This window comes from Oceanisphaera sp. W20_SRM_FM3 (genome assembly GCF_052119705.1).
Classification (GTDB): domain Bacteria; phylum Pseudomonadota; class Gammaproteobacteria; order Enterobacterales; family Aeromonadaceae; genus Oceanimonas.
In genome coordinates, this window is record NZ_JBGQOP010000012.1 from 1 (window position 1) to 15,888 (window position 15,888).

Annotated in this window: 13 protein-coding genes; 4 read left to right on the forward strand and 9 right to left on the reverse strand. The window is 49.6% G+C overall.

The window, feature by feature from the left end:
• Positions 1 to 51: 51 nt before the first annotated feature.
• Together ACEN2G_RS08150 and ACEN2G_RS08155 are read right to left on the reverse strand one after the other, a co-directional pair.
• Positions 52 to 549: a hypothetical protein gene (locus ACEN2G_RS08150; protein WP_442020986.1), complete on the reverse strand. Its 498-nt coding sequence runs from the start codon at positions 547 to 549 to the stop codon at positions 52 to 54.
• Positions 550 to 649: 100 nt separating this feature from the next.
• A complete protein-coding gene (locus ACEN2G_RS08155) occupies positions 650 to 997 on the reverse strand; it encodes a hypothetical protein (protein WP_442020987.1) in 348 nt (115 codons plus the stop codon).
• A gap of 705 nt (positions 998 to 1,702) precedes the next feature.
• Between ACEN2G_RS08155 and ACEN2G_RS08160 the strand changes: the two genes are divergently transcribed.
• Positions 1,703 to 2,248, forward strand: coding sequence for a hypothetical protein (locus ACEN2G_RS08160; protein WP_442020988.1), 546 nt, complete (start codon positions 1,703 to 1,705; stop codon positions 2,246 to 2,248).
• A gap of 120 nt (positions 2,249 to 2,368) precedes the next feature.
• Here the strand turns inward: ACEN2G_RS08160 and ACEN2G_RS08165 are convergent, their stop codons facing one another.
• Genes ACEN2G_RS08165 through ACEN2G_RS08180 form a run of 4 tightly spaced genes read right to left on the reverse strand, consistent with a single transcriptional unit; the run spans position 2,369 to position 7,495 of the window.
• Positions 2,369 to 4,663, reverse strand: coding sequence for a heavy metal translocating P-type ATPase (locus tag ACEN2G_RS08165; RefSeq protein WP_442020989.1), 2,295 nt, complete (start codon positions 4,661 to 4,663; stop codon positions 2,369 to 2,371).
• Positions 4,664 to 4,667: 4 nt separating this feature from the next.
• Positions 4,668 to 5,261 (reverse strand): c-type cytochrome, encoded by a 594-nt coding sequence (locus ACEN2G_RS08170; protein WP_442020990.1) that lies wholly within the window; start codon positions 5,259 to 5,261, stop codon positions 4,668 to 4,670.
• A 3-nt stretch (positions 5,262 to 5,264) separates the two neighbouring features.
• Positions 5,265 to 5,882 (reverse strand): cbb3-type cytochrome c oxidase subunit II, encoded by a 618-nt coding sequence (locus ACEN2G_RS08175; protein ID WP_442020991.1) that lies wholly within the window; start codon positions 5,880 to 5,882, stop codon positions 5,265 to 5,267.
• Positions 5,879 to 7,495: a cbb3-type cytochrome c oxidase subunit I gene (locus ACEN2G_RS08180; RefSeq protein ID WP_442020992.1), complete on the reverse strand. Its 1,617-nt coding sequence runs from the start codon at positions 7,493 to 7,495 to the stop codon at positions 5,879 to 5,881. The genes ACEN2G_RS08175 and ACEN2G_RS08180 overlap by 4 nt, the downstream gene beginning before the upstream one ends.
• Positions 7,496 to 7,769: 274 nt before the next feature.
• Between ACEN2G_RS08180 and ACEN2G_RS08185 the strand changes: the two genes are divergently transcribed.
• Together ACEN2G_RS08185 and ACEN2G_RS08190 are read left to right on the forward strand one after the other, a co-directional pair.
• Entirely contained in the window at positions 7,770 to 8,480 is a 711-nt protein-coding gene (locus ACEN2G_RS08185; RefSeq protein ID WP_442021066.1) for an ATP-binding protein, read from the forward strand.
• A gap of 232 nt (positions 8,481 to 8,712) precedes the next feature.
• Positions 8,713 to 9,633 carry a DMT family transporter gene (locus ACEN2G_RS08190; RefSeq protein ID WP_442020993.1) on the forward strand — a complete coding sequence of 307 codons (921 nt, stop codon included), beginning with the start codon at positions 8,713 to 8,715 and terminating at the stop codon, positions 9,631 to 9,633.
• Here the strand turns inward: ACEN2G_RS08190 and ACEN2G_RS08195 are convergent.
• Positions 9,626 to 10,393 (reverse strand): class I SAM-dependent methyltransferase, encoded by a 768-nt coding sequence (locus tag ACEN2G_RS08195; RefSeq protein ID WP_442020994.1) that lies wholly within the window; start codon positions 10,391 to 10,393, stop codon positions 9,626 to 9,628. The genes ACEN2G_RS08190 and ACEN2G_RS08195 overlap by 8 nt on opposite strands.
• A 179-nt stretch (positions 10,394 to 10,572) precedes the next feature.
• Entirely contained in the window at positions 10,573 to 12,507 is a 1,935-nt protein-coding gene (locus ACEN2G_RS08200; protein ID WP_442020995.1) for a methyl-accepting chemotaxis protein, read from the reverse strand.
• Between the two features lie 1,045 nt (positions 12,508 to 13,552).
• On the opposite strand from ACEN2G_RS08200, the gene arcC reads away from it, so the two are divergent.
• Positions 13,553 to 14,470: a carbamate kinase gene (gene arcC / locus ACEN2G_RS08205; protein ID WP_442020996.1), complete on the forward strand. Its 918-nt coding sequence runs from the start codon at positions 13,553 to 13,555 to the stop codon at positions 14,468 to 14,470.
• A 316-nt stretch (positions 14,471 to 14,786) separates the two neighbouring features.
• On the opposite strand, the gene ACEN2G_RS08210 is transcribed toward arcC, so the two are convergent.
• Complete coding sequence (locus tag ACEN2G_RS08210) at positions 14,787 to 15,818, reverse strand: MBL fold metallo-hydrolase (protein WP_442020997.1); 1,032 nt, start codon at positions 15,816 to 15,818, stop codon at positions 14,787 to 14,789.
• Positions 15,819 to 15,888 lie beyond the last annotated feature (70 nt).

Sequence of the window (15,888 nt, forward strand, 5' to 3'; positions counted from 1 at the left end):
CGACGTGGATCGAGTGAAATCACTATGTAATCGAAGCTGGACAAAACTGATCTAATGTTTAATCCGATTGGTATTATACCACGTATTAATGTGCTGAGTGTCGGGCCCTAACTGGCGCAAGTTTAGTTGCTGCCAATCAAGGCTAAGCGCCACTCCCGTGCTGGTCAGCCCTTGGCTGCCGTCCCACTCTATTAAGCTACCATAACGCTCAGAATTTTCGGCAATCGCTTCACTGAGCAATAAGGTGGTCTGTTCAAGCGATGGCGTAAATGGTAGCAAGGTTAATGGGTCCAAGTGCAGCAGCTGTCCTTGTTGTTTAACTAATAAATGATGGCCCAAGACGGTGTGCAACAGCCTCAGCTCTTGCCAATCATTCATTGGTGTAATCTGTACGTTGACATCTAACGGATAGGTTTTGACCGTTAAGCTCTCATACGCCGCCTGATAGCCAGGCTTAATAAAGAACAAGAGACCCGTCACCACCCAGCCTAATACAGGTAATAATATCAACAGCCCCAGTACTTTATGCAGTCGTGTCACATAAACCAAAACATCATCCTGACCTGTTTTATAACCGAAAAAGATCCCTCTTTGGTGAGGGGTTTATGTCTATTTTATGACTACTTAAGCCATCGACTGAGCATGAGTGCTACTTAATTTTTTGTAGCGTTACGTTAATCAAGTCATTGCCTTGCTGCAGCGTATTGTCATCGATGATTTTCCACACTTCTTCTTGCTCACCCTTCTTAAAAACCAAGTAGCGCTGACCATTATTCGATTTACGCACAAAAATTTTATCGAAGTAAGTACGCTCTCCCTCTGATTCCAGATAGTCACGACCGACTATCATATTTTTTACGCCCACCAAGGCGGACAATTCATTCAGCACCTCAATGCTGGAGCCCGGCTTAACTTTGTATTCGCCTTCAAAACCATGGTTACAAGCCGATAACAGACCAACACACACGGCCAGTACCCAATACTTTACTACTTTCATACGCACCTTCTATTTGAGCTCTGTGTTGTTGCTTGCCAACCCCACATTCAAAGCATTTAACGTATTGATAAACAAAAAAATCACGGCTTATGATCACTTTGTTGCCTTATCTTACTGCGCTTATTGATTTCAATCGCGCCTTACTTTGCAAGGTTCATATCGACAGTTCAGAGCTCTCTATCAAAATAAACACGGCCAGGCTAGCCAGTCTCATCACTCTTTTAGCTCACGTTGGGGCCCTTGCACTCATTCTACGCCCTGTCATTTACGTCATGTTATGTCGCGCGCACTAGCAGACTTTACCCATCAATTCAGTTGATATCTCAGTGATTATTTATTTTTTTATCATCAAAAATGGCAAAATTAGCGACAACGTCTAAAGTTAATGTAGTCCTTGTGGGGCTTGCTTTTACTGTAACTAATGCCCTTTTATCCATCTCTAACGCTGTCTAATGATGTTGGTATTTTAGTCATCTGATAGCAAGACGTTCACTCGATGATAATGGTTAAAAAAACACGATCTAACGGATTTATCTGGGATTCAAGGTTTGACATCCGAGTCCCCTATGCTTAAACCTTAATGGTGATTGCAACGGGTTTGTCTCCACAGGTGAGACTAGGTTCATCATGGTAACTTGATAGTAAGTATCGTGCTGTACACCCTTTTTTACGATAAGACCTGTTAGTTAATACGAGGATTTTTTCATGAAAACATTCAAAAAGATTTCTTTGACAGTGGCTGTTAGTGCTTTATTAATTCCGACACTGTCACAGGCACAAGGTACTCATCAGGGTGTGGGGCCTAAACAAGGCGATCGCGAGTTTTCTATCAGTGGCTCAGGTAGCAGCGATAAAAACTTCGACAACGGTGGCATGGGCTTATCTGGTGATATGGGTTGGTATTTGAATGACCGAACCGTGGCAGGTGTTCGTCAAGCAGTTAACTGGGGTGCCGTAGATAACGGTGATGATGTTTGGCAAGGTAGCACTACTGGCTTTATCGACTATCACTTTGGTCAGGCTGAGTTTCGTCCGTTTGTGGGTGCAACACTAGGCGCAGCATATGGTGATGGCATAAAAGAAACCGGTACCGCAGGTTTGGAGTTGGGTGCCAAGTACTACGTGCTGCCTTCGACCTTCGTGCAGGCTCGTGCTGAATATCAGTTCTTGTTTGATAGCAGCGACAGTGCTGGCAAAAACTACGATAATGGTCGCTGGAACTATGTGGTAGGTATGGGTTATAACTTCTAATAATCCTCTACCCGTACAGCAGTAAGTAATGTAATAAGCACAGCAAACAGTCAGCCTAGCGCTGGCTGTTTGCTTTTTGGCTTCTGACTAAGTGACTAATGTGCCTAGACTAGCCTGTTTTCAGGCCGCTTTATGTTGCATGCGCACGCTATTAAATAACACACATAAGCTACTTAACGACATGGCAACGGCGGCAATCACCGGATGGATCCAGCCAAATATCGCCAAGGGGATCACGCCACTATTGTAAGCCAATGCCCAAAACAAGTTTTCATACATCAAGGTCCGCGCTCGTGTAGCCAACTGCAAGGTGGTGGGCACCTGTGCTACGCCATCCGGTAAATACACGGCGGCGGCCATGCCGGTGGCTGAGTTCGCATGCCCCACGGCAATCCCTAAGCCGGCACTGGCTAATGCCAGGCCATCATTAAGGCCATCACCCACAAACACGACCTTAGCTTTGCGCTCCAATGCTTCAATAAAGCGGTGCTTTTGTTCTGGACTACGATCATGTAAAACCTGCGCTTGAGCAATACCGAGTCGGGAGGCCAACTCGCGACACGCCAACGCCGTATCCCCACTGAGCAAATAAGTCACATAACCTTGGCGTTGCAAGGTCTCTATGGTCGACTGAGCCGCAGGGCGCAAGGTTTCTTGAAACTCGATACTGCCCACATATTGACCCTGAATGGCCAAATGCAACTGCATGCCCGAATCCATTAACTCAGGTAAGCTAATGCCGTGCGCCGCCAACCAAGAGGCACGCCCCGCCAGTGCCACGCCATGCTCTGCGTGCCAATAGGTTCCTTGGCCGACGATACTTTCTCGCTCGCCTTCGCTAACGGCTCTCATTGGCTTAAGCTCAGCCCCGCCTTCAGCGCTGTCTGGCTCTGTATTTAGCTGTTCGTTTAACTGCTCATCTCGCTCTTTATTCAGCTGCGCCACATGCGCGAGTAATCCTTTCGCTACCGGATGCCTCCCTTGGCTTAAAATATTTAATCCAAGTTGCAGTAACGCTTGCTGACTCCAGCCGATCACAGGCAGCAGCTTTTTAATACTCGGCGTATCTGTCGTTAAGGTACCTGTCTTATCAAAGACCACTACCTTTACATCGGCACCGGTTTCCAGTGCCGCCGGATCGCGTAAGATAATGCCGGCATTGATCATGCGCGCATGGCCCATGGTGATCACCAAGGGAATAGCCAAACTCAAGGCGCAAGGGCAACTGACAATCAAGACCGCCACCCCTCGCCCGAAGGCCGAGGTAAGATCAGCACCCTGCCACCACGCCAGAAGTATGCTTAAGCAAGCGGCCACTAAGATAATAGGGATCAAAAAACGTGCGATACGATCCGTTAACTGCTGCAGCGCCGTCTTGCGACTTAACACTTTGCTGATTGAATACGAAAGGCGGTCAATGCGCCGCTCGCCGACGGTAGCGGTGACGATTAACGTGAGCTCACCTTCCACCAAGCTGCAGCCTGCTAATACTTCGTCACCCAGCGTCACCATTTGCGGCTCGTGCTCACCGGTCAGCAGAGATAAATCCGCTTGCCCAGTACCGCTTTGTACCACACCATCTAGCGCCAGCTGTTGGCCCGCCCGTAACCTAATGCGCTGTCCCAACGTCACGCTGCTGGCCGTTTGCGGGCTTATATTACCTGCAGCACCCAGTACTTCGACCTGTTCTGGCAGGTGTTGAAAGTAACGCCGTACCACTTCTGAGGCACGGCGGCGCACGCTGGTGTCGAGCAGACGCGCCACCAGTTGAAAGGTGATGAGCATCACAGCCGCATCAAAATAGACGTGCGCCGATCCTAGATATAGCTGCCAGCTAGAGAGCAGCACCGCCGCCCATACGGCAAGCGTTATCAAGCTATCTAGCCCTGGGGAGCCCGCGCTTAATGTGCGCCAACCCACCCGATAAAAATGGCTGCCAGAATACAGCAGCACGGGAATGGCAAACAGGCCGCTGGCTAATGCCAGTGGCCACATAAGCTCGGGCTCTACAGCTCCTAGGGGCGCTAAATAAAGCAAGATGGCTGGCATCATGCTCCACATGCCAAACACCACAGCCACCGCTAGGCGCAGTTGCAATTGTTGGCGCATGCACTCGGCTTGTTGGGCGCTGCGTTCAGAGCAGACAGAGGTATGTAATTGATAGCCCAAACGCGCCACGGCACGCTTGAGTTGGTTTATATCAGGCTTATCATACTGCCAGCTTATCATGGCGATGTCTGCGGAAAAATTGACCGCCGCATCGCTCACCTTAGGCTGTTTTTTCAAGCGGGCTTCCACCGCGATGGCACAGCTAGCACAGCGCATTCCCTCAACCATCAAGATGACACTGTGCTCAGTGTCATCTTGTCGGCCTTTATCTTCGTCAATAAACGGAAACGCTGCTGTGGCCGCCATAAGGTTATGGCTTGCCAAAGGTGCTTATTAACTCCGCTTCTGACCAAGGGCCACGCTCAGCAAAGCGAGTCACATGCTCATCAACTAATGAGGTTTCAACGGCACCGGCTTGATTGCCCCACTCGCTTCTGATGTGCGTTAACACGGCAGCGATTTCGGCATTAGATAAATTACCGCCAAACTTGGGCATCACTCCCATATAGCTGCCACCGGCCACGTTAATCGCGCCTTGTAAACCATCATGAACGATAGACACGGCAATAGCCGGATCGCCGATCACCCATTCACTGCCGGCTAACGGCGGGAAGGCGCCCGGAATACCTAGGCCGGTGGCTTGGTGACAAGCGCTGCAGTTGGCATTATAAATAACGCCACCATCAATGGCGGCCGCGCCACCTTCGGTGCTCGCCACCACCTGTACCGGCACACTGCGACTGTCGCCACCTAGCATAGGTTTGCCTATTTGCCAGAGGTAATAGCCTACGCCCCAAAACAGCAGCACCACTATCCACACCATAACAATTTTCGGGATCCCGCGATCACCTTCTTCAGGCTCGGGAGCTTCACGGCGTTGCGCGCGATGTTCATCTGGACTCATCATCTACTCCTTAGCTGCTTTAGGTTGTGCTGAGGGCTGCGGTAACGTGGGTGCCGGATAGGTATGATCAAGCGACAATAAATAGGCGAGCAGCGCAAGAGCCTCGTCGGTTGCCACAATCTGGCCAGACTCAGGACCATAGGGAGGCGGAATATTCACTACTCTGTCATCGGGGCCTGCCTTATCCACTTCACGGAATAAGAAACGGTATGGCGGCATAATACTGCCCTTCATTACCGCTTGTGGGTTGTATAAATGAATTAGATGCCAGTCTGCACTGGGTTGACGGGCCGCGATATTAAATAAGTCGGGACCGGTTCGCATGGTGCCCAGCAGGTGGGGTTTATCGTAGATATAGTCACCTGCAACACTTGGGCGCCCCCAACCACGGTCTCGGTCACCCGGTGCAAAGCTGGGGTCGCGAGGTTGTTGGCTATGGCAATAAACGCAGCCATTGGCGATGTACAACTGACGACCCACCAGCTCTTGCTCCGTATAAGGCTTAAGATCCGGTGGCACGGCTTCTGAGGTCATTTGAATGTAGGGCAGCACCACTAAGGTTAAGGTGGCCAGCAGCAGAATAAAGGCCGCACCCACCATAATTGCGAGAGCACGCTTCATAATGAGGCCTCCTTGGTATTAACACGGAACAGCGTCGGCTCATTTTTAACAATACCGCGGCGTTTCAGCATGGCAAAGAAATGCACGGCAAACACCACATGACCCAGTGCCATCATTCCGCCCCCCACCGAACGACCTTGCAGATAAGGAATGGTCATTTGCACAATTTCAAGGAACGGCGTTTTCGCGTCCAACAAAGCGACCCCTTGTAACCAACCGGCGGTGGTGAGCGAGACGAAGTAAATCAAGATACCGATGAAAACTAGCCAAAAATGCAAGGTGATCATGCTACGCCATGGCCACTCCCAATCGGTTAAACGCGGCATGATGAAATACACGGCACCAAACAAGATAAAGCTTAAGAAGGCATACATGCCTAAGTGCGCGTGAGCAACAGTGTAGTGAGTAAAGTGAGTAATAACGTTAACACTGCGCAGTGCCTCCATCGAGCCTTGCAAAGAGGTGAAGGTATACATAAGCGCACCTATCCAGACGAAGCGCAAGGTAGGTGAGTCTTTTAGCCGTGAAAAATGTCCCCACATGGTGCCGTGGTGGTTGATGGCCACGGTAATGACGGGGATCGACATCATGACACTGTGCACGATAGACAAGGTCACCAACCAAGTTGGAATAGGTCCGCCTATGAGGTGGTGAATACCCACTTGACTGTAAAACAAGGCCAACGCCCAAAAGCCAAGTAACGACAGCTTATAAGAAACAATCGGCCGCCCTAAAATTTTAGGGATCATATAATAGGCAATACCGATACCGAGCGGCGTCACCCACAAGCCCAATACGTTATGGGCAAACCACCAGTTTACGGTGGCGCCTGATGCACCCGGGAACAAGTAAGGGGCATTGGCAATTAAAAATAAGAACGGAAACCACACCAAGGCGGCCAAAAAATACCAGCTAGACACATACAAGTGCTGCACTTTGCGCTTGGCGCAGGTGATCAGTAAGGGCACGGCACACAGACCGCCAGCCACCACGAATAAGGTGTCTATTTGCCAAGGAAACTCCAGCCACTCTTGACCATCAGACAGCCCGAGATTAATGGCGCCCAACCCCAGCAGCATGCCAACATTCCACAGCACGGCGCCGCTGATCGCATATTTGGCACCAAACAAGGGCGTTTTAAACAATCGGGGTATTAAAAATAATACCACCCCAATGCCCGCCATTGACGCCCAACCATAGGTCACGGCATTAAGGTGCATGGGTCGAATACGACCGAAGGTCCACCATTGGCTGTCGGCCAAAAACTCGGGATAATGCATCTTGATGGAGGAAAAAAGTCCGTAGACAGACCCGATTAATAACCAGATGATGGCGGAGGTTAGCCAAGTAAGTACGGCCGTTTTAGATGAGTGGTCGGCTATCCAGCGCGCCGTTACTGCCTCGTGTTGTTCTTTATTCTCGCCTAAAAAAGGCTGATCACTCTTGAGTGCGGGATCTTCGCTGTGTCCTTCTTCCCCAGGGGTAAAAATGGTCCGAGCTGCCGCTTGGCTTTGACTAAATTGATTGGTGGCAATTGACCAAATCAATAGCAGTAAACCCACTGTTGACAGCAAAAATGTAATAATTAGCAAGACTGCTATGGTAGGCGTCATAATGGATCCTATTGATTCATATGGGATGCATATTACGTTTTCTGAGTATGGTCATTCTGTTGAAAAGCTCAAGAAGCCAAGTCTGCTTTCTCGATTGCTGCCTTTGAGCCTAGTCACACTTACATTTGTTAACCAGATGTAGCACACAATAAAACATTGTTGGTCTTGGCCGCCGACTATTCAATAAACACACAATGGTCTCAATAAACGCCATTAATAGTGATCCTAACATTCAGGCCCCACTGGACAGACCAGTAATAAAGCGAAGGAAATGATGATAAAAAAAATATTAATGTCTTGGAGTAGTGGCAAAGACAGCGCTTGGGCGCTGTATTGTTTACAACAAAATCCAGAGTTTGAGGTAGTAGGATTGTTTACTGCCGTGAACGAGGAGTTTGAGCGCGTCAGCATGCACGGGGTACGCACTCAATTAGTGCAGATGCAAGCAGACAGTCTGGGCTTGCCGCTGGAGATCATTCGCCTGCCAAACCCTTGTACCAATGAACAATACAGTCAGTTGATGCAAAACTTTGTAGAGAGCGCTAAAGCATGCGGCGTGACGGCCATGGCGTTTGGCGACCTATTGCTTGAAGATGTACGAAACTTTCGAGAGCAGCAGCTCACTGCAGTCGGCATGCAAGCCTTATTTCCCCTGTGGGGCTTGGCCACGGATCTGCTGCCGCAAGCCATGTTTAATGCCGGCCAGCGAGCCTTAATCACCTGTCTGGATCCCAATAAAGTCCCATCCCACTTTGCAGGCTTAGAGCTATGCCCAGAAATACTCGCCGCCCTGCCCCATGATGCCGATCCGTGCGGCGAGAATGGCGAATACCATACCTTTGTGTTTGATGGCCCCATGTTTAAGTACGCTCTCGACGTACATATAGGTGACGTGGTCACCCGCGACGGTTTAGTGTTTGCCGACGTATTACCGGTCGATATGTTACCCAACGATATGCTAATGGCAGAGGCTAACGTCGAGTAGTTAGCCCTACACCAAGAAACAAGCACCAAGCACGCGAAAGCGGACAGCCATCCGCTTTCATTTTAATACCTTAGGCAACATCCCAACGACAATACCGAATGCCCGCGATCAGGTTATGTTCATTATGCACGTTACATGCATATTCAGCTTACATACATGTTAGGGTTATGTTTTATTAATTCTTTTCATACACTTATTTCCCCTAATATTTCCTCTAACATAGGCCGCAACCATGACGAAGGCATTCTCTCACCCTAACGCCCAGCATAAAGCATGGTTAGTGCCTTTATTATGCTTGTTGTTAGGGGGCGCCTTACTCGGCTTATCCACGAATTTAGCCAAACTGGCCGGTGAAATGTCGCTCGCGCCCTTGGCGTTCTTAACGTGGTCCATCGTTGGTGCCGCCGTTATGTTGCTCAGCCTTGCCATAGTACGCAATACCTTGCCGCCCCTCACCAAGCGTACCGTGGAATATTACGCGGTTTCTGCATTAGTAGGGGTAGCGGGATCAAACTTTATCTTCTTTTCTGCCGTGCCCCATGTGGGTGCTGGCTTTGTAGCCTTGATCATTTCACTGCCGCCACTGTTAACTTATGTGGGTGCCTTAGCATTAGGCATGGAGCGCTTTAATCTGATGCGCGCCAGCGGCGTGGTGGCCGCCTTAGCCGGTGCTGGCGTATTAGCCATCAATAAACTAAGCGGACCTAATGCGGATAATTTTTGGATTTTAGTGGCGCTACTGGGTCCCGTATTACTGGCCACAGGCAATCTCTATCGTACGCTGCGCTGGCCACCCGGCGTGGCGGCAGCGTCTTTAGCGCCCGGCATGCTGCTGGCTGCGGCATTGATGCTATTAGCAACCGGTTTGCTTACCGACTTGCCCTTGAGCTTACCGCAAACCAAAGCCCTGCCCTTGGCCTTAATTGGCGCTCAGTCTTTGGTGTTTGCTGGGCAATTCTTAGTCTTATTTACGCTGCAAAAAAACGGTGGCCCCGTATTATTAAGTTTGCTCGGTGCGGTCGGCGCCATAGTGGGCGTGCCTGTTGCCGTGTTATTGCAGGGGGAAGCGCCGCCGCCGGGGCTATTATGGGGCGCGCTATTAATTGGTACTGGGGTGGCGTTAGTGAGCCTAGGCCGAGCAAAAACTAGATAAGCGTGGCCGTCATATAATCGGTTTCACCGGGTCTGGCCTGAAGCTGTTCGCCCACCAAGCGCCAATAAAAGGTGCGCGGCTCATTCAAATCTGTGCCTGCGATGGTCAACATTAAGCGACTGCCACACAGATCGGTGGCCAGCACCTCGACGGGCGCATCATTCAACCACGCCTTAGCACTAAGACGCTGAAACGTCTGACTGAGCGCGATTTTATAGTGTTGCTTATCCTGCATTTGCCACTGCCATACACCTGCCACGTTGGCCGGTATTACCCATTTATAAATATGTGAACCCGCCGCATAGCAGCGGTCATCGGGCTCCCATTCGCCCATATCAAATGAATTTGAGACGATGCGAGTCCCCGGTTTCAGCTCGGTTAAGAGCTTGGGTCGTAATAGTAGATTAATGCTTTGCAACAAATACAGCGTGACTACAGTGGCGCGGCTAATATCGGCATTAAAAAAATCATCTTCGATGAAGTCAACCAAGTGATCCATGCTCATGGAGGCGGCAAATTCTCGGCTTTCTTCTAAGCGTAAAGGATCCATATCGACGCCCACGCCCCGCGCGTCTCGACCCATGGCCGCCGATACCAGAATGCGGCCATCGCCTGAGCCTAAATCAAAGATCAGGTCTTGGCTGGTCACCCGAGCCAAATCGAGCATGCTTTCTACTATCAATTCATCAGAGGGCACGAAAGGCACATTAAGATCTGAGTTAAATTCAACGCCATCGCCAAGAATAAATTCGCTAAACACGCCCCACTCCTACTATCCATCATGAACGTCAGCCTAGCTGACAGCTCGCTATATTAGCATATACGCAACTTTTTGATTAAACGTCCAAAATCAGCCGCCGCGCCAGATAAAAAAACACCCTGACACAAAGTGTCAGGGTGTTAGGTATTCGCATAGAACGTGTGACTGAGTGCTTTCGATTACACCTTAAATTGCGTCACCAGAGCGCGTAAATGATCGGCACGGGACTGCAGCATATTAATGGCTTCTAATTGCTGTTCTGCATTATGGTGAATGCTGGCCGCACTATCAGAAATCAGGTGCGCCGACTCATTAATGTGCTCGGCCACCGCACCTTGTTCTTCGGTCGCCGCCGCCACTTGGTGGTTGCCTGAGCTAATGGCTTCAAATTTTTTCTTAATACCCAGCAGAGCAATCGCTGACAGCTCGGTATTGGCCGCTACCTGTTGGCTGCTAACGGTCCCTTGCTGGATGGCCTTGGTCGACTGTTCTGCCGTGAGCTGCAACTGACTAATTTGCTCACGAATTTCTAACGTCGAGGCTTGGGTGCGTTGCGCTAGACTTCGCACTTCATCTGCCACCACCGCAAAACCTCGGCCTTGCTCACCGGCCCGAGCTGCTTCTATGGCCGCGTTCAGCGCTAATAAGTTAGTTTGCTCTGAAATGCCGTTGATCACTTCTACCACAGAATTAATGGCGCCCGCTTGAGTCGCGAAGTCGATGATGGTTTTTTCAATGTCGCTCATGACTAAGGTCAGCTCTTGCATGGTATTGGAAGTGAGCGCCATGTTGTCATTTGTGCTTTGCGTATCTGAAACCGCACTTTCGGTATCTTCGGCAGTGCGATGGGCAATTCCGGACACCTCAGTAATCGTTTGACCCATTTGAGTAATAGCTGTCGCGACTTGATCGGTTTGCCCACGCTGCAGATCCGTCGAAGTAAAGGTATCATTGGCCAACTGCGCGAGTTGCTCTATACCACTCTTCATCGCCGTTTCTGTTTGTTTAATTTCCGCCACCAATTCGCGAATTTTACCAATAATGGCGTTAAATCCCTTAGCAAGGTGCCCTAACTCATTGTCATTGCTATCATCTAAGCGTGTGGTTAAATCACCACCATTGCCAGACATGCTTAACAAATCATCACCTACTTGGCGAATCGACTTACTCAGGGAGTTAGCAAATAATACCGTCAGCAAAATAAAGCCAACCGTCAGCAAGACGCTCACCCACACAGAGGAAGAAATCACGCGATTGATGGCGCCACTGATCTCTGCCGACGGCAGTACCGCCACCAGCGTTAATCCGGTATCACGCACCTCTTGCGCTGCCAAATACACCTCTTGGTCTTCTAGCTCTGTCAGCTCAAAAGAGAAACCAGATTTTTTCTGCGCCAGTAACTGAGTTACAGGGCGGTACTTGTCAATTTCAGCAATATTTTTACGTGTTAAGGCCATCTCAGGATGCACGGCCACCATGCCGTTTTGGTCCACCAAAAACAGGAAACCGTTCTCGCCCAATTTATAATCGGCAATCATATTAACCACAGCAGACACGTCATAGCCTAGGCCCGCAGCGCCCACAGGTTTACCCTCTATGGTGACTAACGTATTCACAAACAACGTTAACTTTTCGGTGCGTTCATCTGGGTCAATCGACAAGCTTTGCTTGGCGCCACTCTTTAAAAAGTTGTAATACCAATTATCTCGGGGATCCGTGGTGGATATTTTTTTAAAGGCGCCCGCATCCGTGTAATAAGTATTCGATAAACCCGAGACCCAAAATAAGGTGTTGGCGTTGGCATTGGCCCTTTGCTGCTTAAAGTAGCGCAGCACTTGGTCGTGCTGTCCGCCCGCCTCTTCACCATCTTTCATCCAGTCATGCAAGATGCTGTTGTTGGACATGTCATCCGATAAAATAATGGCCGGCATCAACTCAGCCCGCACCTGTTCGGCAATACGACCCACGCTATTAGGCAAATATTCTTTTTCGGTCTGCCCATAATACAAACCCGAGAATTGATTTACGTTAATCAGCGTCGACACCAGCGTTAATAACACCAATGCCAAGGCGACAAAGCCAATAAATACCGTGCGTAATTTAAATTTTTGCATGCCTGCTCCAACAGCCAAAAAGTACGTGCCAGCGCCAGCATTGGCGTGGACACTTCATCTAATGTTCCTTTGCGCGCCGCGTATTTGACTAAAAAATCGGCAACATTAAGTGCTAATGGCCGCCAGTGGGCAAAAGAAGACCTTATTATATCGACACTAGGATACAAAAGTTGAATTAAAAGTCATATTTAGCATATTGCGAATATGGAGTCACAAAGCCGTTACATTTTAACACTCAGTCAATAAAACCATCTTTAAATAAAGATATAAAATCAACATGATTATCATCAACTTGACATGGATTCTGCCTGAAAGTAAATGACTTGCTCAGTATTTGTTAATTTTCAGATATCGTTTATTGCTAAGCAAAATTACACTTTTAGCGTTTTTCTGCCAGGGCAAGCGTCAGGACTGTGCATGCTTACCGCTTGATAGCCACTTGGTAGCTGAGGGCGCCACCTAAATCTATTGGTAAGCGCGCCGCACTTAGGCTTTAGCCATGCACAAGTCTGTGTTCGCGAGCGCCCCGCATTAGGCAGTTACAGTAAAGTGTCGGTGATTTTAAGCTGAGCTATTCACTACCTTATCGTCCTAATTATCTACTTAACGATGCACTTATCTATTCACTTATCTATTCACTTAACTATTCACTTAACTATTCATCTAATAAGAGCTAAAACGTGCGCCTTGTGTAACGCGAGCGCAACACACTGAATATGCAGCCTAGTCAGACATAAATACTAATAGTTTCAGCTTCTTGAGCCGCAAGGCTGGCATAAAATCGGCCTTTGCTGCTGAGGTTTGTCGTTAAGGTCAGTTTTTGCTGCTTTTATTGAGCTAAATGAGTAGAATGTGTTGCTGCATTATTCGAGCCGGTTGAAGTTTCTCAAGCTGAGCTTCGCTAATAAACAGCCAGCCTTCGCCGACTCAGTCTGCGATGCGCATCATTTTAGAGCTGTTTGAGCACCGGCTTGCCGGTGTCTTTTCAAGCAAGGGTCCTATCCACGTCAGCACGCCTGATGTAAACAAATGTAAGATAATAATTATGTTAGTTGTAGCAGCACTAGGCGGGAATGCCTTATTACAGCGCGGTGAGCCGCTTACGGCCCAAGTACAGCGCGAGAACGTTAAAGTAGCCGCGCGAGCCTTGGCGCAAATTGTTCGCGCCGGTCATCAATTGGTGATCACCCATGGCAACGGCCCACAAGTGGGTTTATTGTCTTTGCAAGCAGAAGCCTATAACGCAGCAGAAAGCTATCCGTTGGACGTATTAGGCGCACAAACCGCAGGCATGATTGGCTATTTAGTTGAACAAGAGCTAGAAAATGCCCTGCAAAACAGTCGCCCGATTGCCACCTTGCTCACGCAGGTAGTGGTGGACGCCGCAGACCCGGCATTTTTAACGCCGACTAAGTTTATTGGGCCCGTCTACAGCCAAGAAGAAGCCGAAGCGCGCGCCGCTAAAGCCGGCTGGCAGATTGCCCAAGATGGCAATAAATGGCGCCGCGTAGTAGCCTCCCCTCAACCCTTGGATATTCCTGACTTAGGCGTAATCCAACTGTTGGTGGAAAAAAACGTGGTGGTGATCTGCAACGGCGGTGGCGGTATTCCTGTGGTACGTGATGCCAATAACGGCCTACAAGGCATTGAAGCTGTGATCGATAAAGATCTCTCTACCGCATTTTTGGCTAAGCAGCTTGGTGCCGATGCACTATTGCTACTGACGGATGTTGAAGCCGTATACCATGCCTTTGGGACTCCAGAAGCGCAGCCGTTAAGCACGCTGACCGTAGCCGAAAGTGATGCGCTTAACCTACCCGCAGGCTCCATGGGACCAAAAATCAAGGCCGCATGCACCTTTGCCGAATCCGGTGGCTTTAGTGCCATTGGTCGTTTATCTGAGGCGTTGGCATTATTGGCCGGTCAGGCCGGTACCCACATCGTCAGTGAGCAGGCCGAGTAAATTTTTTAGGCGCTATACCTGTCGCTAAATTAAACAGGCTCAGCCGCTAATGCGGCTGAGCCTGTTGCTCTTATAACACACCTCTTCATACGCCAATCTCCAGCTATCTTCCCTGACCTAATCCTCAATTCATCTAGTATTCAGTTCCTTCGTTCAGTTATACGTTGAGCTTAGCCATCAATTGTTTCATTCACTCAGCCGCCGGTAAGACGCGGTGAGCTGACTGAGGACTCTGCGTCAAATTCGGCAAAATAAGGTGCTAGCCGGTTTAGCTAAGCTGGGGCACGAGAAGGGACGGCTGGCTAACAGGGTATGACTAAAGACGGTATGACTTAGTATTATCCATCGGTATTTTTCTCAGCACACCTGCGGTATCTAAATAATAACGCGCCAGGTCTCGAGCTAAAAACAATGTGCCCGAGTAATAGGACAGCGCTTCTTGCCCTAATTCATTCATGCTGCGGCCTTTGGCCCCACCGCTATAACGCGGGCTAAAGTGGGTGAGAATAAGATTGGGCAAGGCCACGGCGTGGGCAAACTCGGCGATTAATTTAGCCGAGCTATGCTGGGGATCGACTTTAGACTGCTGGCTCACGGAGTCAGCAAGCTCTTGGGCAACGCCTATCTTGTCAGCAATGTCTTGGGTGTATGTGGCTTCATGCACCAGTACTTGTGCCGAGCGCACCGCCTCGTGCAGTAACGCAGGATTATCATTATCACCCGCCACCACCACCTTACGCGCAGGCCTATTAGCCAACAGGTACTGGGCGCTATCTAGACGGCGGCCATCACTCAAGATGACGGTTTCACCCCGCTGTAATTGCCCCCAAATCGGCCCAGAAGGTATGCCTTCGGCCAGTAATTTTTCCTTATTGAGCCGACATGGCAACTCAGCTTCGGTAAATTGATAACCAAAGCACGGCACGCGATGGGATAAGGGGAAGGCCGAGACGCTCATTTCCTGCAGAGGAACAGGCTCGGTAAGGGTCGCCACATCGATATAATCCAACGCATAACTCAAGCTTACTTGTGTAAGCTGCAAAGTCAGGCGCAACCATTCTTGCAACTCACGGGGGCCAATAATCATCAGGGTCGCCGTGCGCCCCTGTAAACTCGCGCTGGCCAGTAACCCCGGCAAGCCATAGCAATGGTCACCGTGCACATGAGTAATGCAAATAGCCTGTAAATGATGCAACGACAACGCCGTGTGCAACACCCTATGCTGGGTGGCTTCGCCACAATCCACCAACACCCACAGCTTGCTCTGGGCTTTTTTCACCGCCAAACCCGATACATTACGGCTTTTAGTGGGCGTGCCCGCCGACGTACCTAAAAACTGCAATTCCATAGACACCTCGCTATCCGCTAGCCGTGAAACGCTTATCCTTGCGACTAGGTGACTGACTAGTCTGCGAGAG